At 33.5% G+C, this 24329-nt stretch carries 16 protein-coding genes; 8 read left to right on the top strand and 8 right to left on the bottom strand.

The genetic code is table 11. The annotated features are described in order from the left end of the window. Positions 1-30: 30 nt before the first annotated feature. The 3 genes from Q4Q39_RS12665 (at position 31) to Q4Q39_RS12655 (ending at position 3653) form a co-directional block, all read left to right on the top strand. The gene (locus Q4Q39_RS12665) at positions 31-423 is read left to right on the top strand and encodes a hypothetical protein (protein WP_303282865.1); all 393 of its coding nucleotides are present in this window, start codon (positions 31-33) and stop codon (positions 421-423) included. Positions 424-565: 142 nt separating this feature from the next. Continuing rightward, positions 566-1411 carry a hypothetical protein gene (locus Q4Q39_RS12660; protein WP_303282864.1) on the top strand — a complete coding sequence of 282 codons (846 nt, stop codon included), beginning with the start codon at positions 566-568 and terminating at the stop codon, positions 1409-1411. A gap of 241 nt (positions 1412-1652) precedes the next feature. Next, on the top strand, positions 1653-3653 hold the full coding sequence (locus Q4Q39_RS12655) for a TonB-dependent receptor plug domain-containing protein (RefSeq protein WP_303282863.1): 2001 nt from the start codon (positions 1653-1655) through the stop codon (positions 3651-3653). Here the strand turns inward: Q4Q39_RS12655 and Q4Q39_RS12650 are convergent. From Q4Q39_RS12650 to Q4Q39_RS12630, 5 genes are all read right to left on the bottom strand, one after another. Further along, positions 3650-4846 carry a hypothetical protein gene (locus tag Q4Q39_RS12650; protein ID WP_303282862.1) on the bottom strand — a complete coding sequence of 399 codons (1197 nt, stop codon included), beginning with the start codon at positions 4844-4846 and terminating at the stop codon, positions 3650-3652. The two genes, Q4Q39_RS12655 and Q4Q39_RS12650, sit on opposite strands and share 4 nt — an antisense overlap. Before the next feature lie 252 nt (positions 4847-5098). After that, positions 5099-5830: an iron-sulfur cluster repair di-iron protein gene (ric, locus tag Q4Q39_RS12645; protein WP_303282861.1), complete on the bottom strand. Its 732-nt coding sequence runs from the start codon at positions 5828-5830 to the stop codon at positions 5099-5101. Positions 5831-5879: 49 nt separating this feature from the next. Then, positions 5880-6314 carry an RrF2 family transcriptional regulator gene (locus Q4Q39_RS12640; protein WP_303282860.1) on the bottom strand — a complete coding sequence of 145 codons (435 nt, stop codon included), beginning with the start codon at positions 6312-6314 and terminating at the stop codon, positions 5880-5882. Positions 6315-6503: 189 nt separating this feature from the next. Further along, positions 6504-6854: a hypothetical protein gene (locus tag Q4Q39_RS12635; protein WP_303282859.1), complete on the bottom strand. Its 351-nt coding sequence runs from the start codon at positions 6852-6854 to the stop codon at positions 6504-6506. Beyond that, positions 6854-7828, bottom strand: a complete 975-nt coding sequence (locus tag Q4Q39_RS12630) for a polyprenyl synthetase family protein (RefSeq protein ID WP_303282858.1) — start codon at positions 7826-7828, stop codon at positions 6854-6856. Before Q4Q39_RS12630 ends, Q4Q39_RS12635 begins: the two co-directional genes overlap by 1 nt. Before the next feature lie 125 nt (positions 7829-7953). Here Q4Q39_RS12630 and Q4Q39_RS12625 point away from each other — a divergent pair, with 125 nt between their 5' ends. Genes Q4Q39_RS12625 through Q4Q39_RS12610 form a run of 4 tightly spaced genes read left to right on the top strand, consistent with a single transcriptional unit; the run spans position 7954 to position 14623 of the window. Further along, entirely contained in the window at positions 7954-8559 is a 606-nt protein-coding gene (locus Q4Q39_RS12625) for a TetR/AcrR family transcriptional regulator (protein ID WP_303282857.1), read from the top strand. A gap of 1 nt (position 8560) precedes the next feature. Then, on the top strand, positions 8561-9883 hold the full coding sequence (locus Q4Q39_RS12620; protein ID WP_303282856.1) for a TolC family protein: 1323 nt from the start codon (positions 8561-8563) through the stop codon (positions 9881-9883). Positions 9884-9898: 15 nt separating this feature from the next. Next, positions 9899-11068: an efflux RND transporter periplasmic adaptor subunit gene (locus tag Q4Q39_RS12615; RefSeq protein ID WP_303282855.1), complete on the top strand. Its 1170-nt coding sequence runs from the start codon at positions 9899-9901 to the stop codon at positions 11066-11068. Positions 11069-11089: 21 nt separating this feature from the next. Next, the gene (locus Q4Q39_RS12610; RefSeq protein ID WP_303282854.1) at positions 11090-14623 is read left to right on the top strand and encodes an efflux RND transporter permease subunit; all 3534 of its coding nucleotides are present in this window, start codon (positions 11090-11092) and stop codon (positions 14621-14623) included. A gap of 140 nt (positions 14624-14763) precedes the next feature. Here the strand turns inward: Q4Q39_RS12610 and Q4Q39_RS12605 are convergent, their stop codons facing one another. The 3 genes from Q4Q39_RS12605 to Q4Q39_RS12595 all read right to left on the bottom strand — a co-directional run bounded on the left by Q4Q39_RS12605 (position 14764) and on the right by Q4Q39_RS12595 (position 22282). After that, positions 14764-16065: a RagB/SusD family nutrient uptake outer membrane protein gene (locus Q4Q39_RS12605; protein WP_303282853.1), complete on the bottom strand. Its 1302-nt coding sequence runs from the start codon at positions 16063-16065 to the stop codon at positions 14764-14766. An 18-nt stretch (positions 16066-16083) separates the two neighbouring features. Then, positions 16084-19044 carry a SusC/RagA family TonB-linked outer membrane protein gene (locus Q4Q39_RS12600; RefSeq protein ID WP_303282852.1) on the bottom strand — a complete coding sequence of 987 codons (2961 nt, stop codon included), beginning with the start codon at positions 19042-19044 and terminating at the stop codon, positions 16084-16086. 349 nt (positions 19045-19393) lie between these two features. Next, positions 19394-22282 (bottom strand): TonB-dependent receptor, encoded by a 2889-nt coding sequence (locus tag Q4Q39_RS12595; RefSeq protein WP_303282851.1) that lies wholly within the window; start codon positions 22280-22282, stop codon positions 19394-19396. A 258-nt stretch (positions 22283-22540) separates the two neighbouring features. Here Q4Q39_RS12595 and aspS point away from each other — a divergent pair, with 258 nt between their 5' ends. Continuing rightward, entirely contained in the window at positions 22541-24295 is a 1755-nt protein-coding gene (aspS, locus tag Q4Q39_RS12590) for an aspartate--tRNA ligase (RefSeq protein ID WP_303282850.1), read from the top strand. Positions 24296-24329 lie beyond the last annotated feature (34 nt).

The raw sequence follows: 24329 nt of genomic DNA, 5'->3' as shown, positions 1-24329 counted from the left end.
TAACACATAACTATACTCTAAATTTGCAGCATGATTAAAGCTTTGGCACATAAAATCATAGCATCGTTTTTGGTAATTATGTTATTTGCACATAACATTAACACCTTAACAATTATTGGTGATTTTATTATTAACCAAGACTTTATTGCTAAAACACTATGTATTCAAAAAGAGAATCAACAAGGCTGTCATGGTAAATGTCATTTAACAAAACAATTGGCAGAAAACAACCCCGATTCTAATAATCAATTCCCTTCTCAAGAAAATAAAAGAGTAGAATTAGATATTTATTGTTTTTTTACTTCAGGTATACTAGATATTCATTCAAACAAATTAATATTACCCAGAGTTTACTTATTACATAATTCGCCAAAAATCGTCAAAACACTCTTAGAGGTAGAAACACCTCCCCCTAATGCTTAGTTAATTTTTTGTTATACCAGTTATCGTTTGAATTTACTGTAAATGGTATTAAAAAACCTTATGGTTTTATCTGTTCTTCTGACTCATATAAATGAGTGAGACAGAGTTTCTACATATTTTTCAAAAACATAAAAGCATTAAAATGAAACTAAAGTATATCATACCAATCCTAATTATAAGCCTATCTACAATAGGATGTTCTACCGATGACAACGACACTCCAATAGTAGATGAGATTCAAAATCTCGTTAAAATCCAAGAAATTAAAAATTCCGATCATACTATTGAATTATACAACAAAACAGGAAAGTTCACCACAGGCTATAATAATGTAACTATAAGAATTAAAGATAATACTAATGATTCTTATTTTGAAAATTTAAGCATCTCTTGGATGCCGGTTATGAAAATGCCCGCTATGCAGCATTCTTGTCCAAAATCTGCAATTACAAAAATCACAGATAAGAAAACACTCTATGAAGGTTCTGTAATATACCAAATGACTAATACAAATGGTTCTGGCTGGTCATTAACATTTGAATACACCATAGACAATGAAGATTACACAGCTACAGATACTATTTCTGTAATACAATCTGAAAAACAAAATGTAGCAAGTTTTATGGGGAGTGACAATAAAAAGTATATCGTAGCACTTATTGAACCAAAAGCACCAATAATTGGCATTAATGATCTTATTATTGGGTTATATAAAATGGAAAACATGATGTCTTTCCCTGTTGTACAAGATTACAGGATCATGTTAGATCCAAGAATGCCAGGTATGGGTAATCATAGCTCACCAAACAACACAGATTTAAGTTATGATACAACAGATAATATATATCACGGTGATTTATCCTTAACAATGACTGGTTATTGGGTGCTTAACTTAAAACTGATGGACAGTGATGATTCACTTTTAAAAGGTGAAGATGTTACGGAGTCTAATGAAAGAAGTTCTCTATACTTAGAATTAGAATTTTAATCCTCAAATAGACAATGTAGTAGAAAGTCTCAAAAAGTGTCATTCATAGGGAGGAACAACCAAAGAATCTAAAGGAATCTTTTTTATATTATTAGTAATCACATAAACGTAGTAACTATATAAACCTTTTATATAAAGATAATGAGATTCCCTGCCTGCAGCAGGTAGGTTCGTTTTGCTCTGAATGATATTTTTAAACGCTTCTTCATGAAAACACTTTCAACTTGATAATATTTCTATCATGAAAAAATTCTTTATAATAGGTATCAGCTTATTTTGTAGTAACATCCTTTTGTCTCAGGAAAATCCTTTTGAGACAAGAAAGGATACAACCTTGCTACAAGAGACCATTGTTATTGCACAACGCAAATTAAGTAATTACCGTCAGGAAAAAACCTTATCGAGTATTGATGCTTATTTAGAAAAAGCCAATAAAGTTACCATGATAAAACGGGGCAACTATGCCTGGGAACCTTCTCTAAATAACATGACAAGCGATCGATTAAATGTCACCATAGACGGGATGCAGATTTTTGGAGCATGTACCGATAAAATGGATCCCATTACATCCTACGTAGACGTATCTAATCTGGAACAAGCGAGTATCAATTCTGGACAAGAAGGTACCGAAAATGGACACTGTGTTGGTGGCGGTATTGATTTACAAATTGCACCATCAAAATTCTACAATACTGGTTTAAAAACTAACATTGATTTAGGTTATGAAACCAATGGTAATTATAAAATTGCTGGTTTGGATGTAGAATATTCCGGTAATAAATTTTATTTAAATACAGATGCAATATTTCGTAAATCAGATAATTACGATGCTGGCAATAAAGAAGAAATACTATATTCTCAATTTCAGAAATATAATATTTCGCTTCAAGGAGGCTATAATCTGGCCAACAATCACATACTAGAAGCCAATGTTATATATGATAAAGCTACCGATGTTGGCTATCCCGCTTTACCAATGGACGTGTCTTTAGCTGAAGCTTTAATAACCTCTGTAACTCACAGATATAAAAACAATTCAACTACAATAAAATCATTAGAATCTAAACTATATTTTAACACCATAACGCATATTATGGATGATAGCAAGCGACCCGATGTTCCGATTAGAATGGATATGCCCGGATGGAGTGATACTTATGGGTTTTATAGTAAATCCACTTTAAAAGAAAAAAAACATCATCTGCTTATCAACCTAAATGGGTTTTATAACAGGTCGTTAGCAGAAATGACCATGTTTCCAAATGATCCAAATCAACCAGACATGTTTATGTATACATGGCCGGATATCAGAACACTTTATACAGGTTTATACATTAATGATAATATCGTTTTAAATAGCAAAGAATCTATTTCTACAACTTTAAGACTTGGTTTCCATCAAAATGAAATCGCAAAAAAGGAAGGCGTAGAAAGTTTACAGATTTTTCGTCCGGATGTAAGTGATTCTAAAAACCGTTTTCTGCTAAGCTTTTCTGGCGAATATAAACTTAAAAAAAATGAGTTTGATGCCGTTCTAGGTATTGGCTATGGAGAAAGAGCACCTTCCGTAAGTGAAGGTTATGGATTTTTCTTATTTAATAGTTTCGATAATTATGATTATATAGGAAACCCTAATTTAAAAAACGAAAAGGCTTTAGAATGCAATGCCAAAGTCAACTTTAAATTCGATGCCTTAAAACTAGGAATAACATCATCTTTCTTTCATATATCAAATTATATTATTGGAGAAATAGATCCTAACGCTAACTCTATGACTATTGGTGCTAATGGCGTGAGGTTATATGAGGCTTTGGAGCATGCTTCAATTTTTGATGTGTATCTTAATACAGGCTATAATATCTCAAAGAAAGTCTCATTTAACAGTTCTATAGGCTATAATTATGGCATGGGAAGCAATAAGGAAAATTTACCTTTAATTCGGCCACTTTCATATCTGGCTGAAATAAACTACAACACTCAAAAATTTAATGCCGCATTGCAACTAGAAGGTAACGGAAATCAAAGTGAATACAGCAGCTTTTATGGTGAGGACGAAACGTCTGCTTATACTATTTTAAATCTTAATCTGGGTAATATAATCCATTTCAAAAACAACAAATTAGTTTTTAAATATGGTATTGAAAATATTTTGGATGCCAATTATTCAACCTATGCAGATTGGAATAATATTTCGAGGCAGGGGAGAAACTTTTATTTAAATGCTTCTTATATACTATTTTAGAAAACAACAACCTGTTTCGTTCTAATAACATTAATTAGAATAAAAACGATTCCAAGAGGTAAAAGCAAACTAAATAGAAATAATAGTTTGTGATAACTTGGCAATAATCCTTTTCCAAAATAAAACATACACCCTTGAATGCCTAAGATTAGTTCGGTAAGAATAAAACCTAAACCGAAGGTGATGATTCCAATATTCAAAACCCTATTGAACGTAACTAATGGACTTTGTAAAATATAAGCAAATAAAAACCCGGAAATAACACCCAACATAACTAAATGAATAAATCCAATGATGAAATTACGATGCTCATAAACTACAGTTGAAAACTCTGGAATTAGTGTTACTAAACTTAAAGCCGTTTTTATAACCAAGCAAAACATAGAAAAACTAAGTGTAAAATTTATAAGTTTAGATTGTTTCTTATACAAGATTCGTAGTTTTGGGTATGTCAGTTTTAAAAAGTAAAATATCATCATCATTTGAAGAGACACTCCAACAGCATTAATATATAATAATACCTTATAGTCTACAAACCATTTTACAGGTAAAGCTAAGTTTAACACAGTTGAAACTATTAATAACCTGAAGAAATATCTAGACCCCTCATAATTCTGAATCTTTAATACACGAAAAAGTATAGCAAAAACAGCTATTAAGAACCAACCATTAAACTGAAAGTGCAAAAAGAATTGTATGGCAATTTGATAAAACGCTGAAGCTTGACCAAGCATAGATACAGCAGGTCCTAAACACCAAATACCAACCGTAGATAAAAGCATAAACAAAAGAGACGCTTTTAACAAATAACGAGTTACTAAAGACCCTGTTTTTTGATGTTTCCAAATAAGGTAAACAAAATAATAACTACAGAATATGTGCAAAGTAGAAAACGAAATGGAAACGGCGGCGTATCCCTGCAAAGGAAAACCAATCATCATACCAACAACTGCAAATTCTGTCACCCAAAACAAACGGCTATACACAGGCTTTTTTTCGGGAACAAAATAATGCACAATACCCGTAAACAACATTAGATACACCCAACCCAACATCGCCACATGCGAGTGAGCATGTGTTAAAAATCTATAGTTTAAACTCATGGAATTAACATGCGTATATCGCAATATTAACCCCATTAAAGCTGCTATTAGAAAATTAATTAAACATGTAATGACAAGTTTTTTTGGCATAAAGTTTATTTTGTCATTCCTACGAAGGCAGGAATCTACTTAGAAAGTAGTGAGTTCAATGTATAAGATTCCTGCCTTCGTAGGAATGACAAGTTTTTATAATATAATTTATTAACCTAAGATTCTTCAGTCGTTCCTCCTTCTGAAGGACTGGAAAACACCTGTAAATTACAATATACCTTAAATTTAAAATTCCAGAAAGTAATAAGAATCACCTTTCTGGAATTTATGAGTATTAATTAGAACTTGCTATTAACCAAATTGTTTCTCTAATTTAATAGCTTCAGGAAATAAAATATTATTCTCTAAATGAATATGTAAATGTAAATCCTTTTCAAATTCCTCTAGCATGGCATAAGTCACCCTAAAAGTGTTGCAAGCATCCGCAGGCGGGTTATAGTTGTTTGTTAATTTAGCAATTTCTCTAAAGCGGACACCTTCATTATCATGCTCATCCTTCATCATGGCTATTGGATTTTCAACGGTTCCAAAATGAGGCGCTTGTATTTCAGATTTGCTAATAGTGGCATTCATCATTTTCTTAATAAAAGGAAACAGGATCAATTCTTCTTTCTTCATATGAGCAGCTAATTCTGCAGCTGATGCTGTAAAATGTTCATTGATTTTTAATAACTCAGGATGTCTTTCGCCGTGAACTCTACAAAGCTTGTTTAAAAATTGAAGTAATACAGGCACCTTCTCTTCTACATAACGGTGATGTTTTTTTTCAATATAATCAACCAGTAAATCTAACGGCCACGATTTATAATCTATATTCTGACCAGTAGTACTGCTTAAAACATTCTGAAGTTTATCTAATAATTCAGATATTTCTATACCATTTTTATCACATACTTCCTCCACGGTTCTATGTCCGCGACAACAAAAGTCTATCCCATAGTTACTAAAAACTGCGGCTGTTCTAAAATCTTCGGCAACAAATTGTCCGATTTGTTTTTGTGAGTCTTTAAGTATTGTTTCCATAATAATTATTTTAATTCGGATAATTTTATCCTATTTTAATTCAAATTTTTTACATTTTTAAGAATGATGCCCCCGATTTAATATTGAGAGCTAATTCTTCAAGATTTGTATTCTCTAACATAGATTTTAATTCTTCTCTAATAGACTTAAACTTATGATGTACAGGACACGGATGACTTTCATCGCAAGTATGAAGTCCTAGACCACAACCACTATAAATGGAATCCCCATCAATAGCATTTACTATATGCGATAATTTTACTGAGGATATTAATTCTTTTTCAATTTCGAAACCTCCATAGGCTCCTTTCGTTGAGCTAATAACATGATGTCTTACTAAATCCTGAAGAATTTTAGCTGTAAATGCTTCTGGTGAATTAATTTCTTTAGCAATAGCTTTGAGGCTAACGCGAACATTTCTATAAGAATTAAGCGCAATAAATATTGACGCTTTAATACCATATTCACAAGCTTTAGAAAACATATAAATTATAATTTGGTACAAAAGTAGGTCAATTTTTTAATTAGGACAAATTTATCCGAAATAAAAGAATTCAAAAAAATTTTATTTCGCACTGATTTCGCAGTCGAAGTGTAGATATTTTAATCTTAACTTAATGGCATTAATCTCTATGAAGAGCTTGGAGGAATCCTTTCAAATTTAAAAAAGTATTTAAGAATAATTATTTCTAAACCATACTTTTTGCCATTCCCTTTTAAGAATTAAAAAGGAAACCTCTTCTGAAAGTTTTAAAAGATCATCCCCATTTAGTGCTTTAACCTGTTTTTCAGGAACATCAATAATATAAAGCAGGTTTAAATATTCTGTAAATTTTTCCTGAATTAACTTATAAACCATTTCGTGAAGCAAAAATTTTAAACTTGTGGGTAAAATTTCTTCATGAAAATCTAAATCGATGTTTGCCAAGAGAAAATCTTTGTTAAGTTGAAGAATTAACTTATTGTACAAATCTGATTGGTTGACCTCTTCTATTAGCTTTTCAAAAGTAGATGGTAATTGCATTATACGTTTCTATTCATTAAAGCATTACCAAAATCATGTAAAAGCGTTTTCTTCTCGTCAGAAATATCTAAAGATTCTAAAACTAAAAAAGCTTTATTTGTGTAATTTTTAATTTCTTCCTGAGTAGCATCTGATGCTCCCGAACTATTAAAAATTTGTTTTACTGTACTAATCTTAGCATCATTATCTTCAAGTACTGAATTAAATAAGCCCTTTAATTTAAGTTGATTTTCTTCATTTGAAAACTTTAAAGCTTTTAAATATAAATAGGTTTTCTTATTTTCAATAATATCACCTCCAACTTGCTTTCCAAATGTTTTTGGATCTCCAAAAGCATCTAAATAATCATCTTGTAATTGGAAAGCTACACCTAAATTCCGTCCAAATTCATAAATACTATTTTGGTCATTATTAGATGCATTAGCAACAATAGCTCCCATTTTCATTGCAGCTCCAACCAAAACAGCTGTTTTATATTCAATCATTTTTAAGTATTCGGTAACAGTCACATCATTCCTCGTTTCAAAATCAACATCATATTGTTGACCTTCACAAACCTCAATGGCCGTTTTACTAAATAGCTTTGCTAAAGATTGAAATGTTTTGGCCTCATAGTTTTCGAATAACTGATATGCCATAATTAACATAGCATCGCCAGAAAGAATTCCCGTATTAATATCCCATTTTTCATGCACAGTTTCTTGTCCACGACGTAAAGGTGCATCGTCCATAATATCATCATGAACCAGAGAAAAGTTATGAAAAACCTCAATGCTGAGTGCTGCATCTAAAGCATTCTTATAATCGCCATTAAAAATTTCTGCAGTCATTAAAGTTAAAACTGGTCTTAACCGTTTTCCTCCTAAGCCCAAGATATATTGAATGGGTTCGTAAAGGTTTTTAGGTTCTTTTAATGTTGAATATTTTTTCAAATAGGCAACAAATTCTTCTTGATATTTTTCTGTTGAAAGCATGGCGCAAAAATAAAGTAAATAGTATTATTAAAAGGTTTTCCTCTCACTTTCATATGTTAAAAAACTGTAAAACTTTGGAAACTTTTTTTGTTTTTAAAGTTTCCACTCTATATTTGCACCCAATTATGAGAGAAAAGATTATACATAAAGCAGCAGAATTATTCATTAATTTAGGTTTTAAAAGTGTAACTATGGATGATATAGCTCAAGAAATGGGCATATCTAAAAAAACCATTTATGTGCATTTTGCTAACAAAACTAAATTAGTTGAAGCTGTAACATTTGAATTATTTGAAACTATTTGCGATGGGATTGATACCATTTGTGATGCTTCAAACAATCCTATTGAAGAGTTATACGATATTAAAATGTTTGTGATGCAGCACTTAAAAAATGAGAAATCATCACCTCAATTTCAGTTAAAAAAGTATTACCCTCAAATATATGATGCTTTAAAACTTCAACAATTTGAAAAAATGCATGATTCGGTTAAAGATAGCCTTCAAAAGGGTGTTGATACCGAATTATTCAGATCAAATATTAATGTAGATTTTATATCTAGAATGTATTTTAATGGCATGACTGGTATAAAAGACCGTTCTATTTTCCCTGCAGAAATTTATACTATGGAATATTTAACGGAAAGTTATTTAGAATATCATTTAAGAGCCATAGTTACAGATAAAGGCTTTCAAATATTAAATAAATTTATAACATCAAATCAATCATAAAATGAAGAACAAACTAATTTTAATATTTAGTTTATTATGCTCTATTGTCATGTTTTCTCAGGAAGGCACCAAAAGTTTCTCTTTACAGGAAGCTATAGATTTTGCATTAGAAAATAATAGAACTGCAAAAAATGCTACACTTGATATTAAAGCAGCAGAAAAACAAAAATGGGAAACCACTACAATTGGATTACCTCAAATAAATGGAAAAATTGATTACCAAAACAATGTAAAACAACAATTTGATGCTATCGATTTTGATCAAGATGGTGTTATCGATTTTGGAGCTAAACAATCTATTATCCCCTCAATACGAATGGATCAATTGCTTTTTGACGGATCTTATTTAGTGGGATTGCAGTCTGCAAAAGTATTTCTAGAAATTTCTAAAAACGCCAAAGAAAAAACCGATTTAGAGATTAGAAAGGCCGTTATCAATGCATATGGTAATGTTTTGCTCGCCGAGGAAAGTGTTAAGATTTTAGAACGCAACATAGCCGTTTTAAAGAAAAACCTTAACGAAACTACAAAGATTTATGAAAACGGATTAGAAGAAGAAGAAAGTGTTGAACAATTACAAATTACCCTATCTAGTGTAGAAAGTAATTTAAGTAATACATCACGCTTAAAAACTTTAGCTTACCAAATGTTAAATATTACTTTAGGTACAGAAATAAATTCTAAAACTATATTAACTGATAATTTAGAAAGCTTAACAGCTCAAAATATCACTATAGATCTTCTCAATGCTGAAGAGAAGATTGAAAATACTATAGATTTTAAAATTGCAGAAAACGATAAAGTTTCCAAAGAGCTTCTTTTAAAATTAGAAAAAAGTAAAGCACTGCCAACATTAAGTGCTTTTGCAAACGCTACATATGTTGGAAATAATCAAAAATTTAGATTTTTAGATAGTGATCAAATTTGGGCAGGCACTGCTGCTTTTGGAGTTAGTCTTAATGTTCCTCTTTTTAGTTCTGGAGGCAGGAGCGCATCAACACAACGTGCTAGAATTAATCTTGAAAAGGCAAAAGAAGACTTAACAGAAACCCAGCAAAAATTGAAACTCCAAATTGCATCTGCTAAAAGCGATTATCAATTTGCTATTGAAGATTACGACAACAAAAAACAAAATTTGAATCTGGCAGAACGCATTGAACAGAAAAATCAAACTAAGTTTTTTGAAGGAATTGCTTCAAGTTTCGAGCTAAGACAAGCACAAACACAATTATACAGTTCTCAACAAGAATTTTTACAAGCCATGCTTGATGTTATAAATAAAAAAGCTGAATTAGAAACCGTATTAAACACTATAAATAACTAATCAATCATCATAAAAATGAAAAACATATATTCACTAGTAATCGTAACACTCCTTTTAACATCTTGTGGAGGTGATAAAAAAATGTCTGTTGAAGATATTATAGCTTCTGGAAATTTAGAACAGATAAGGCAAAAGAAAACTGATTTGGATGCTTCTGCTCAAGAAATTTCTTCACAATTAAAACAATTAGAGGCAGAAATTAAAAAACTCGATCCACAAGAAAGAATTCCTTTAATTACAACTTTTGCTGCTAAAGAAGCTGTTTTTAATCACTTTGTAGAATTACAAGGAAGTGTTAGTACAAAACAAAATCTTGTAATACACCCTGAGTACTCAGGAACCTTAACAAGAGTTTATGTTAAAGAAGGACAAAAAGTAGTTAAAGGGCAAATATTAGCAAAAATTGATGATGGTGGTTTAAGTCAGCAAGTGGCACAACTACAAATTCAGGCAGAGTTGGCAAAAACAACTTTTGAGCGTCAAGAACGTTTGTGGAATCAAAAAATTGGTAGTGAAATTCAGTATTTACAAGCTAAATCTACTTATGAAGCACAAGAAAGAGCCGTTAACCAACTACAACAGCAAGTTGGAAAAACAGTAGTACGCGCACCATTTTCTGGTACTATAGACGATGTTATTTCAGAACAAGGAAGTGTTGTCGCTCCCGGACAATCTGAACTTTTTAGAATTGTTAACCTTCAAGATATGTACATTGAAACAAATGTACCAGAGCGTTATATTTCTAATATAACACCTGGCAGGAATGTACAAGTAGAATTTCCAATACTTGGGAAAAAGATGGATGCAAAAATTCGTCAGGCAGGAAACTTTATAAATCCTGCAAACAGAACGTTTAAAATTGAAGTTGCTGTTTCAAATAAGGACAAATCCATAAAACCCAATTTAACAGCGAAACTTAAAATTAACGATTACAAAAACGAAAAAGCCATATTAATACCTCAAAGCATTATTTCTGAAAATGCCGAAGGCCAACAATATGTATATACTGTAACCGATAAAGTTAAAAGCAAAGGAAAAGCAAAGCGTGTTATTATCACAACAGGAAAAACACAAGGCGATTACATTGAAGTGCTTTCTGGTTTAGCAAATGGGAATGAGATTGTTGATGAAGGTGCTAGAAGTGTTAAAGATGGGCAAGAGATAAAAATACTTGTTGTAGAATAATCAAACTAATTCTGAAAACTAATGAGTAAAAAGAAAAAACAAAAAAACGTAGATAAGGAGTTTGGTTTATCATCATGGGCAATTAACAATAAAACAACGATGTATGTTTTAATTGCTTTAATCTTGTTTCTTGGTGCTGGAGCTTATTTCAGTATGCCTAGAGAGAGTTTCCCTGAAATTAAAGAGACCAAAATTTATATTAGCTCTGTCTATCCTGGAAATACCGCCGAGGATATTGAAAAACTAATAACCGATCCCATTGAAGACAAACTAAAAACAGTTAGTAATGTTGTAGAAATCACCTCAACATCTCAAGAAGATTATTCTATTATTATTGTGGAGTTTGATGAAAATATTTCTGTTGATGCAGCCAAACAAAAAGTAAAAGACGAAGTAGATACAGAGACTTCGGGTGAAGATTGGCCAACATTTAATGGTGCCAAAGTAGAGCCAAATATTTTCGATTTAAGTATGTCTGAGGAAATTCCAATCCTTAATATTAATATCTCCGGAGATTATCCGATTGATAAATTAAAGGAATATGGAGAATATTTAGAAGACGAAATTGAAAGTTTACAGGAAATCAAACAAGTTGATATTCGTGGTGCTCAGGAAAAAGAAGTAGAAGTTGCTGTAGACATTTATAAAATGATGGCAGCTCAGGTTAGTTTTCAAGACATTATCAATACCATAAGCAATGAAAACATGACCATGTCTGCCGGTAATTTAATTACTAGCGGACAAAGGCGTACGATTAGAATTATTGGAGAAATTGACACACCAGATGAACTCGAAAATTTTGTAGTTAAGTCTGAAAAAAATAGTCCTATTTATTTAAAAGATATTGCTCAAGTCACCTTTAAAGATGAGGATAAAACAACTTATGCAAGAGAATTTGGAGATCCTGTTGTGATGCTGGATGTTAAAAAACGTGCAGGAAAAAATATGGTAGCTGCCGCAGAGCAAATAGATGTTATTATTAAAGAAGCTGTTGACAATGTATTTCCTCCAGATTTAACAGTCACAGTAGCAAACGATCAATCTTCAAAAACTATTGGTCAGGTCGACGATTTAGTAAATAACATCATATTCGGTATCATACTAGTAGTTACTGTTTTAATGTTCTTCTTAGGATTTAAAAACGCCTTGTTTGTTGGGTTTGCCATCCCAATGTCTATGTTTATGTCGCTAATGGTTTTAAACATGTTGGGGTATACGATGAATACCATGATTCTTTTCGGACTTATTATGGGTCTTGGAATGCTGGTTGATAATGGTATTGTAGTGGTCGAAAACGTCTACCGTTTAATGAGTGAAGAAGGCATGAGCCGTATAGAAGCGGCTAAGAAAGGGATTGGAGAAATCGCTTTCCCAATCATTATATCTACAGCAACAACAGTAGCCGCCTTTATTCCTTTAGGGCTATGGCCTGGTGTTATGGGACAATTTATGATCTATTTCCCAATTACCTTGTCTGTTGTTCTAGGTTCTTCGTTGTTTGTGGCTATCTTCTTTAACTCTGTTATGGTGTCTCAATTTATGACGACTGAAGATAAAGACATGCCTTTAAAAAACATTATCAAGATATCAGCAATTGTTGGAGGTATTGGTTTACTTATTATGCTTATTGGCGGAAGCTATAGAGGTTTAGGAACCTTAATGATCGTCACTGTTATTTTACTTTGGGTCTATCGCTTATTTCTAAGAGGCTGGGCTAATGGGTTTCAAAACAATGTATTACCTAAATGGGAACGTTTTTATGAAAGAACACTTCGCGCTGCATTAAGTGGAAGAAAACCAGCAATTATTGCTATCGGAACATTTATTTTGCTTATTGTAGCCTTTATGGGTTTTGGAGCATCTGTTGGGAGCCAACGTACAAAAGTTGAATTTTTCCCAGACAATACGCCAAATCAAATTATTGTTTATATAGAATACCCTGAAGGTACAGACATTGAAAAAACCAATGCTATTACAAAAGACATTGAAGAACGTGTTTATAAAATTGTAAACGAAGATGCTTACATGCATGGTGATTTTAATTTCTTGACCGAAAGTGCCGTATCACAAGTTGGGGCCGGTGCTGGAAATCCTCAAACCGATGGTGGTTCGCAAGCAGAAATGCCACACCGAGGTAAAATAACCGCTACCATGCGTGAATATAAATTTAGGGATGGTGCTGATAGTAATGATCTTCTTAAAAAAGTACAAGAAGACTTAAAAGATATTTATCCTGGTGTTGCTATTTCAGTTGAAAAAGATGCTGTAGGTCCACCGGCAGGTTATCCTATAAATCTTGAATTAGAAGGAAATGACTATTCTGAACTTATTGCTACCGCTGAAAAAATGCGTGATTTTATCAATTCGAAAAATATTCAAGGTATTGACGAATTGAAAATTGATGTAAATAAATCGAAGCCATCTATGCAGGTTCAGGTGGATAGAAAAAAAGCTGGAGAATTAGGTGTCACTTCTGGTCAGGTGGGTCAGCAATTACGTAATGCGATCTTTGGAGCTAAGGCAGGTATTTATAAAGAAGACGGAGAAGATTATGATATTTATGTGCGTTTTAATGAAGAAAACAGGTATAACACAAGTGCTATTTTCAATCAGAAAATAACATTTAGAGATATGGCATCAGGTCAAATCAAAGAAATTCCAGTATCTACTGTTGCTAAACAAAATAACACCTCTGGATTCAGTGCTATAAAGCATAGAGATGTTAGACGTGTGGTAACCTTGTATTCTGCTTTAGCACCTGGATTTACCGATGCCGGAGCAATCGTATCGCAAATTCAAAATGAAATGCAAGGTTTTACAGAACAACCTGCCTCTGTCAAAGTAGATTATACCGGACAAATAGAAGAACAAAATAAACAAATGGCATTCTTAATGGGTGCATTCTTTACTGGATTAGGTTTAATTTTCTTCATTCTAATTTTCCAATTCAACTCAGTATCAAAACCAGGGATTATTATGCTGGCTATTTTCTTGAGTTTAATAGGTGTATTTGGTGGTATTGTTGCTACTGGTAGTGCCTTTGTAATTATGATGACCATGATGGGTATTATTTCGTTAGCAGGTATTGTTGTAAATAACGGTGTGGTACTCTTAGATTACACGCAACTTTTAATTGACAGAAAGAAAGTAGAGTACGATTTAGAAGATGATCAATATCTTGAAACGTCGGATTTATTAGAAGCTATTGTTAAAGGTGGAAAAGCGCGTTTGCGACCTGTATTATTAACAGCGATTACAACTATTTTAGGGTTAATTCCTTTAGCAACTGGGTTTAACATCAATTTCTTTACATTATTTAGCGAGTTCAACCCACATATTTATATGGGAGGTGATAACGTAATCTTCTGGGGACCTCTGGCTTGGACCGTAATTTATGGATTATTTGTTGCTACATTCCTAACATTAATAGTCGTACCAATTTTGTTCTATTTAGTAACCAAGTTTAAAATGTGGTTATACAGCAGCAGAGCAGCTAAATATAACAAAGTGGTAACACAGGAAGTTTTTGATGAATTGGATAAGATAAACGATTAGAATAATTTCTAATTTAACTAAAACAGCTTGAAATGAAGCTGTAACAAAAATCCTTTACCTTTACTAAGGATTGATTAATAGCAGAAAGGCCTCAACATGATATTGAGGCTTTTCATTTTTATTTAATAATAAGTAAATAATTATTGTCCCTCACTTTGAGGAATTGGAAATTGACTAGGCACAGGTGATAAATCACCAGCTCTATCATAATCTTGGTTTATATCAGCAAGTCTTCCAAAACGTCTCATATCAATCCAACGATGCCCTTCTCCAAAAAGAGAATAGCGCCTTTCATATATAATTCTATCTTCATCAACATTTCCTGCACCTACAGCACCCAAACCGCCAGCAGCCCTAATAACATCAATAGCTGCCTCTGCTTCTCCAGGATTAGAAACCATATTAGCCTCTGCATATAATAAAAGAAGTTCCTCATTTCTTATTAACCCAATAGGATCTATATTAGATTGGTAAATCCAAACATCATGTGTCCCGCACATACCAGCAAGGCAAACTTCTCCTCCGGTTCTTGCTACCGCTTTATTGACTCTGGTATCTCCGGCTTCAAAAGATGCAGGATCTACAAAATCGGGGTAAGCGACCTTAGCTCCGGCAGTCGGAGAGTTCAAAGCAACAAATAATTGATTTAATTGATCTGCACCTGCTGCCGAGTATATTAAATACGCACCAGCATTCAAATCACCTGTCATATCCATAAAAGAATCTGCCAAAGCATTTAAAACCTTGGCATTATCCCCTTGATACATGGCTACTCTAGCAGTAATAGCTCTATTGAATTCAGAATAAGTAACCCCTAATGTATTTGGAGATACTTCTCCTCCAGTAGTAATATCTGCAAAACCAGAATCTAAAAGACCCATAATGGTTGTTAATGCTGCATCATAACTTTCAAAAGGCCCTAAATTATCAGGATCTGCCACATCTGTTCTTATACCATTTTGATATACCATATTTAAAACCGATAGTAATTGATGGGCTTTAATGGTATTAGCAAACCCTCTAATAGCAGCTATTTCATTTGTTGTAAATATAGTTTGCGTACTTTCGGCTTCTAAACTTTGCAATAGAAGATTACACTCTTTAACAGTCGCATACCTTTCTGCATACGGGTTATTTATAAAAAACGATCCATCACTTAACAATCCTGCTGCCAATTCGGTACCCCATCCCGGATCTGAACTTTGTAGTACCCAATATTCTCTACCTAATACAGACAACACATCACGTTGCGTATGTATTCGATCTCTCATATTTGATAAAATCCCTGCAACTACCTGTGGAAGTTCTGGTCTGGAAATCCCTTCGGAAATCGAAGTCGTTTGCGGACCATTTAAGCTTTCCCCATCTTCAAGACTACAAGAAGAAGTCATACCCAATACAATGATTATAGCTAAAAATTTTATTTTATTTGAAATTTTCATATTATTCTTTTTTAAGTATTAAAGTCCAACGGACAAGTGGAACATAAACCTTTTTGATGATGGAAATGGAGCCACCTCTATACCTACTCCAGCAGCTGCCGAACCAAAATTCGACACCTCTGGGTCGTAACTATCATAATCAAAAATATTAACTAAGTTTCTCCCTGAGAAACCTACTTTAACATCCGAAACATTGCCTCCAAACCATTTTTTTAGGCCATCTCTAGGAATGTTATAATACAATCCGACTTCTCTTAATTTTAAATAACCAGCATCTTCGATATAGGCATTTGTACCAGCTCCTAACGATAAAAGTCTATATAAACCATTAGGCGTTACACCATCAGGGTCTAGGTCCAAATCATCCCAATCGTAACTGGTTCCCGAATCATCAGTAAGAAGACGTGTTAGGTTTACATTTTCACCTCCCTTTTTCCAATGCCATAAAAACGAGAGGGTGAAGTTCTTATACTTAAGGCTATTATTAAAAGACATTTGGAAGTCTGGTTCTGAATCACCAAAAGTAGCGACATTACCATCTGGGTCTGTTCCTGCAATTTGTGTAGCACTCTTACCCTCTTCAATTCTAAAAGTACCTAAACTAGTACGGAAGCCTTGTGTATTAAACGGGTTTACATCCAACCTAGTAATCTCAGATGTGTTTTTAAAGTAAATAATATTAGAATCCCATGTAAAGTCTTCAGTATCGAACACCCTTCCGGTCAATCCTATTTCAACACCTTTATTTTCTAATTCACCAGCGTTAGCCCAGCGAAATGAAAACCCTGAAGACCCTTGATTATCGGCAGATAAAATTAAATCTTCAACGTTCTTCTTATAATAAGTAAATTCTAAAGACACACGCTTATCGAATAACCCTAAATCGAACCCCAACTCTAATTCCTTTTGCCTTTCTGGTTGTATTGTTGGATCACCAAGCGTATTTGAGGTTACAATACCCACGTTACCTCCAATTAATGTATTTAAATAACGTGTAAATAAAGCACCGTTTGGTGCAAAGTTTCCTGCTTCACCATAAGCAGTTCGAAGCTTTAACTGCATGCCTTCAGGCAAATCAAATAGCTTGTGTAAATTAGTTGCTAATGATACCTTAGGATAATAAAAAATCTCATTTGCATCTCCATTATTTGATGATTTATCACCTCTAATTCCCAACGTTGCAATTATTTTATCTTGATAATTTAATTCCTCTTGTACAAAAAATCCAAAATCTTCCTGTACCAATCGTGTTTGCGTAACACCCACATTTGTGGATTGATCTACATTAGATTCTGAAGCAATAAGACCGTTTGATGTAACTCTAACCGTATTTTGCGAAAACTGGTTATTGGTAAGACCTGCCTGAGTTTTAAAGCTAACACGACTATCGGTCATATAATTATGAACTAAAAAAGCAGAATAATTAGCATCGGTATTTTTAGTAGTTCCATCAGATGTTAATCCATCAAGACCTAAAGACCCCGTAACTGGGTTCATAAATTGTAAATCTCTAGGAAAAAACACCGTTGTTTTAAGCGTGTAAGTATCTATACCTGCCTTTAAAAACAGTTTTAAACTTTGTTTATCTGTACTAAACAGATTAACATCTAAACCAGCTCCGGCAATAATTCTACTAACATTTTCATTATTAGTAACCACATCACGGGTATGTATTGGATTTGAGTTTCCTGCTAGATTATCCGGATAAATACCATCTACAGGAAAAAAGTCATCCCATGGTCTTGAAAATAGCGTTGTTACACCAATAGTTGTACCGTTATTTTCATTATTAAAAAACCCTCTATCTGCTCTGGAACTAATATAATTACCTGTTAAGTCTAGCTTAATATGATCTGTTATTTTATGATCTACATTTAACCGAAATGATTTTTTATCAGCTCCGGTATTTTTAACAATCCCATCCTCTTCATTACTTGTGAAACTTGAGAAAAAAGATGTTTTTTCATTACCTCCGGAAACACTAAGATTAGTATTAGTTATAAAACCTTTCTCTCCATAAATCTCGTCCTCCCAATCAACTAGTCTACCTGCATTTTGTGCTGCTGTAAATAAGGCCCCTTCTCCATGAACACTTTCCGCCAACTCCTCAGTCCAATTTCTGGTACCTAATAAGTTAATAGCCTCATTCCAACCTACTGCTTGAGAAAACTTAATTTTTGTTTTTCCTTGTTTACCTCTTTTAGTGGTAATAATTACAACACCTGCCGCAGCACGTGCTCCATAAATAGCTGAAGCTGAAGCTCCTTTTAATATTTCAATGTTGGCAATATCATCCGGGTTAATATCCGAAATCCTATTAGATGCGTTGTCTTGAGAATCATTAGTAGTAGCACCTCCACTTGCAGCTCCAGACACTTCGTTTAATCCACCTGCAAAAACACTATTATTGTTTACATAAACACCATCAATAATATAAAGAGGTTGTCCATTTGCATTGATAGATGTGACCCCTCTTAACTTTACGGACATTCCACCACCTGGTGCTCCAGATGCTGCCGTTATTTGAGCCCCTACAAACTTACCCGCCAAAGCGCCATCTAAAGTTTGTGGAGGTGTTCGTCCTACTAAATCCTCAGCAGAAACAGTTGCTACTGCATTCGCAGCATTACTTCGTTTAATAGAGGATGCTAACCCTGTAACGACAACTTCCTCTAAAGATTCGGCCGATTCTTGTAAGGTGACATTAACTGTTTTTGCCTCAGTTACTAAAACTTCAAGAGTTTCAAACCCTAAAGAAGAAATTTCTAATGTTACCGGAAAACTGCTAATATTCAAACTAAAACGCCCATCAAAATCTGATGTCGTTCCAGTGCTTGTTCCTTTAATAATAACATTTGCTCCTGCTAAAGGCAAATTTGTTGCTCCATCTGTTATCGTTCCTGAAATTTGCTGAGAAAAAGCGACTACAGGAATAAACAATAACGTTAGAAGCCATTTTAATCGTAAAATTTTGCTCATAATGTAATTTATTTGAATTAGTCACGGCAAAATTGAAGGATAAAACTTACCCATAAGGGATTATGACTTGCCCGAGAAGGATTTAATTAAAAAATATAAAATATTTATGTTAAAATATTATGATTTTAATACCAATAAGCATAAAATACTAATAAATACAAAATAATATCGCATTATAACTTCTAATGTAATAGATTGAAAATAATCTAGAAAAGTCTTTTTTAGTTACTATTGGATACTCAATATGCTATTAATTTTTTAATGTGAGAGGCTTATTTATGTTGATATACTACAAAAAAAGCTCCGTGAAACAAGTTCACGGAGCTTTAAATAAGCAATTACTATACTACTATTTCAACTTAAAGCTTAGCCTGGCAAAAAGAAAGCGTCCTCCAATACCAAACTGCTGTGCACGTCTAGACCAATCAAAACGACCGCTACTTCTGTTTGTTTGATTTCCAGTTGTATTAGGATCAAAATCTTCAATTGCTCTATCTGGATAGATATCTAATAAGTTATTCGCTCCTATTGTTAATGTTAAACTTTCTGAAGCTTTATAACCAAAAGACAAATCGGTAACTACTTTTGTTCCAAAAACTTGTTGTCTATCAACATTGGTTGTAGCTTCTGTTACCTCTCCGAAGTACACATTTCTTAAAAAGACATTAAACTTTCCTGTTGTTAAGTTATTAGTTAAATTTAGTTTAGTTCTAGGTACTGCTTCTTCTAGATACACTCTACTATCTTCTGGGAAATACGTACTAACTAAACCAGCATCTTCTAAAATTTGAGACGCTTTTATAGCACCTACTTGTTTTGTTTTTGAAAACGTTCCAGATAAGTCAGACTTTAATTTTGCATTCGTACCTATGTTCGCTTTATGCGTAATAACAATATCTAAACCTTTAGACTCGGTATCAATCGCATTGGCAAAGAAAGATGCCGCAGAGGCATTCGCCTGTGCTAATTCTGCAGCAATGGCTGCACCACTAAATTGCCCTGTATAAACCACACGATCATCAATACCTACAAAATAGCCATCAATCGTTACGGTTAAATTCGCATCTGGCATTTTAGCAGTAAACCCTAAACTGATACTTTGAGATGTTTCTTCTTTTAATTCTGGGATTCCTAATATTTTTGCAACTCTACTATCATTAGCAAACGTTCCAACTTCTACTGGATTTCCATTTTGATCAAATATGGTGGAAGTCGAATTAAAGTTTAACTGATGTAAAGAAGGCGCTCTAAAACCTGTGTTTAATGCCGCCCTAATATTAACATTGTCACTAGCTTTTAATCTAGTCGCTAACTTAAAATTAATAGTAGAACCAAAATCTGAATAATTCTCAAAACGCGTAGCGAAACTGGCTAAAAATGTTTCAGAAAAATCTGCTTCTAAATCAAAATATCCAGCAATACTACTACGTCCTCTAGATAATTCATTATTAGGGCTAAACCCTGGAAATACTTGAGAACCACCGGGTCTGGAATTACCAAAAAAGTCTTGAGCTGCCTGCTGAGATGCCAATGTGATAACCTGACCTTCAGCTGTATATCTTGAATACGAAGCTTCTTCTCCTGCCTCTATTTCATAATTTTCTAATCTGTATTCGGCACCAAAAGCGACATTAAGGCCGCTAAAAATATCATCATAAAACTGATTTATATCTAAGTTAACCGTATTCTGCATAAAGTTAAACCCTCCAGCATCAAAAGTTACTGGCGAAGCATTCTGAAAAGAGGCATTAAAGGTGTTTCCTATAGTATATAAAAAGGCATTCTTTCCCCAAGTATTACTTAAATCTACATTCCAATCGTTTATTTTACCTTTAATTCCAACCGCAAAAGATTTGTCTGTAATGGTTGAGTTTATTTCTGGTAAAAAGCCGTTGATGTATGCTGGAGTATATGTTCTACTTTGATTTGGCAATCTATAAAAACCTGCAGAGTTTCCTTTTCTAGAACTTGTTCCTGCAAATGAATATAGTTCGGTACCGTTATCATCTAATGGCAATGATAAGTTTGCAAAAAAGCGCCCACCTCTTACTTCAGATTGACCAACACGCATATTAAAATCACTTCTAACCAACCCTCTGGCTGCTAATTCTGCTGTTGTATTATCTGCACTTAAAATAGGCTGTAAATCTACCTTGGTAGCTGCTCCGCCTAAATTAATTCCAGCTGCATTGGCATATTGTATAACATCGGTCACATCATCATCTAATAAATCTGATAAATTATAGCCATCGTTATTAGCAAATCTTTCAACCGTATTATAAAGATTAAAAACATTGCCTTCCCATTCTTTCATTCTTCCATAATCTTCTCTAAAATCAAAATCTCCAGTAAAGTTGATAAACCCACCGTTTTCACCTAAAGGCAAACCGTAGTTAGCACTAATATTTACGGTTTCTCCATCTACACCTCCTGTTTGATCATTGGCATTCTTTGTGAAATTAGCTCCTGTAGTCATATTTAAAGTAAGCTCATTTACATTATTATTCAATACAATATTGATAACACCTGCAATGGCATCTGATCCATATTGAGCGGCAGCTCCATCTCTCAGAACCTCCAATCGTTGAATGGCTCCAGATGGGATAGCATTTAAATCGGTTCCTACACTACCACGTCCAAAAGTTCCATTTACATTAACTAAAGAGGAATTGTGTCTTCGTTTTCCATTAATTAAAACAAGCACTTGATCGGGTCCCAACCCTCTTAAGGATGCTGGATCAATGTGATCGGTTCCATCAGAAATTGTTTGCGTGTTTGACGTGAACGACGGTGCCACAAAATTTAATATCTGATTTAAATTAACTTGTGGTCCTTGTGACGCTAATTCGGAAATGTCAATAACATCAACTGGTACCGGTGTGTCTACAGCAGTCCTGCTTGGATTTCTTGATCCGATCAAAACAACTTCGTCTAAAGCAACACCTTCTTGTAAAGCGACAATGATTTTTTGAGTAGAAGACACATTAACTTCCTGGGTATCATATCCTACCGATGACACAATTAAAGTTACAGGAAAGGCCTCTGCATTTAAAGTAAAGTTTCCATCAAAATCAGAAATGGCTCCAGTACTAGTCCCTTTAATAATAATATTTGCCCCTGCCAAAGGCAAATTTGTTTCTGCGTCTGTTACCGTACCTGAAACCTGCTGCGAAAAAACCATTGCAGGCATAAAAAGTAATAACGTTAGAAACATTTTAAATTGTAAAACTTTGCTCATAATGTTTTTTATTTAAGTTAGTTAGCCTAAATATCTAAAAAAAATATGAATATTCATACAAAAAAAGACACATAAATTATTAATTTAATAAAAATGACTAATCAATTTTGAGAATATATCAAAATAGCTTTTATTTAAATCTTTGCAAAAAACGTTATACTACAAAGTAATATCTTCATAAATTTGCAATCTGTTTAATGCATTTCCTATTACTTAATTAACTTGAAATAAATTAGGAATGCACTTCAATTTTCAACTATGTATAGAAGTCATAATTGTGGTGAATTAAAAACCGCAAATATAAATGAAGAAGTAACCCTAGCTGGTTGGGTTCAAAAGTCTCGTGATAAAGGATTTATTGTTTGGGTAGATTTACGAGACCGCTATGGAATCACACAATTGGTTTTTGATGAAGAACGCACTTCAACAGCCATGATGCAACAAGCTCAAAACCTGGGGCGTGAATTCGTAATTCAAGTTAAAGGGACTGTTATTGAACGTGCTTCAAAAAACCCTAATATGCCAACTGGGGATATTGAAATATTAGTTTCTGAATTAAATATATTGAACGAAGCATTACTTCCTCCTTTTACAATAGAAGATAAAACAGATGGTGGTGAAGATTTGCGCATGAAATATCGCTACTTAGACATTCGTAGAAACCCAGTAAAAGAGAGTTTAATTTTTAGACACAAAGTCACTCAGGAAGTTAGAAATTATTTATCTAAAGATGGTTTTATTGAAGTTGAAACGCCTTATTTAATTAAATCGACACCAGAAGGTGCACGCGATTTTGTAGTCCCATCGCGTATGAATGAGGGACAGTTTTATGCATTACCACAATCGCCACAAACTTTTAAGCAATTGCTTATGGTTGGTGGTATGGATAAGTATTTCCAGATTGTAAAATGCTTTAGAGATGAAGATTTACGTGCAGATAGACAACCGGAATTTACACAAATAGATTGTGAAATGGCGTTTATTGAGCAGGAAGATATATTAAACACTTTTGAAGGATTAACACGTCATTTATTAAAAGAAGTAAATGGTGTTGATATAGAAAAATTCCCGAGAATGCTCTATGATGACGCGATGCGCTTGTATGGTAATGATAAACCAGATATTCGTTTCGGCATGGAGTTTGGTGAACTTAATGACGTTGCCCAACATAAAGATTTTGGTGTTTTTAATAATGCCGAATTAGTTGTTGGTATTGCTGTTCCAGGAGGGAATAGCTATACCAGAAAAGAAATAGATAAATTAATTGACTGGGTAAAGCGTCCTCAAGTTGGTGCTTTAGGTATGGTGTATTGTCGTTGTAACGATGATGGCTCTTTTAAATCGTCCGTTGATAAATTTTACGATCAAGACGATTTAGCCAAATGGGCAGAAGTTACTGGCGCAAAAGCTGGTGATTTAATTTGTGTGCTGTCTGGTGACAAAAATAAAGTACGTGCACAATTAAGTGCTTTGCGTATGGAATTAGCAGAACGTCTAGGTTTACGTAAACCAGATGAGTTTGCTCCTCTATGGGTTATGGACTTTCCTTTATTAGAATGGGATGAAGATACAGAACGTTACCATGCCATGCACCATCCGTTCACATCACCAAAACCTGGACAATTAGAGTTATTAAAAACAAACCCTGGTGATGTAAAAGCCAATGCATACGATTTAGTTTTAAACGGAAATGAAATTGGTGGAGGTTCCATAAGAATTCATGATAAGGAAACGCAATCTTTAATGTTTGATTATTTAGGGTTTACTCCAGAAGAAGCTAAAGCTCAATTCGGCTTTTTAATGGATGCTTTTCAATATGGTGCTCCGCCTCATGGTGGTTTAGCTTTTGGATTGGATAGATTGGTCGCTATTTTAGGGGGACAAGAAACTATTAGAGATTTTATTGCCTTCCCTAAAAACAATTCTGGACGGGACGTTATGATAGATGCTCCTGCTCCAATTGACAATGAACAGTTAACAGAATTAAGTTTAAAGCTTAATTTGAAATCATAAAATTTAAATCCTGCTCTATGCAGGATTTTTTTTA

Source organism: Flavivirga amylovorans (assembly GCF_030540875.1).
GTDB lineage: Bacteria > Bacteroidota > Bacteroidia > Flavobacteriales > Flavobacteriaceae > Flavivirga > Flavivirga amylovorans.
This window is presented reverse-complemented; position numbering and strand designations above follow the sequence as displayed.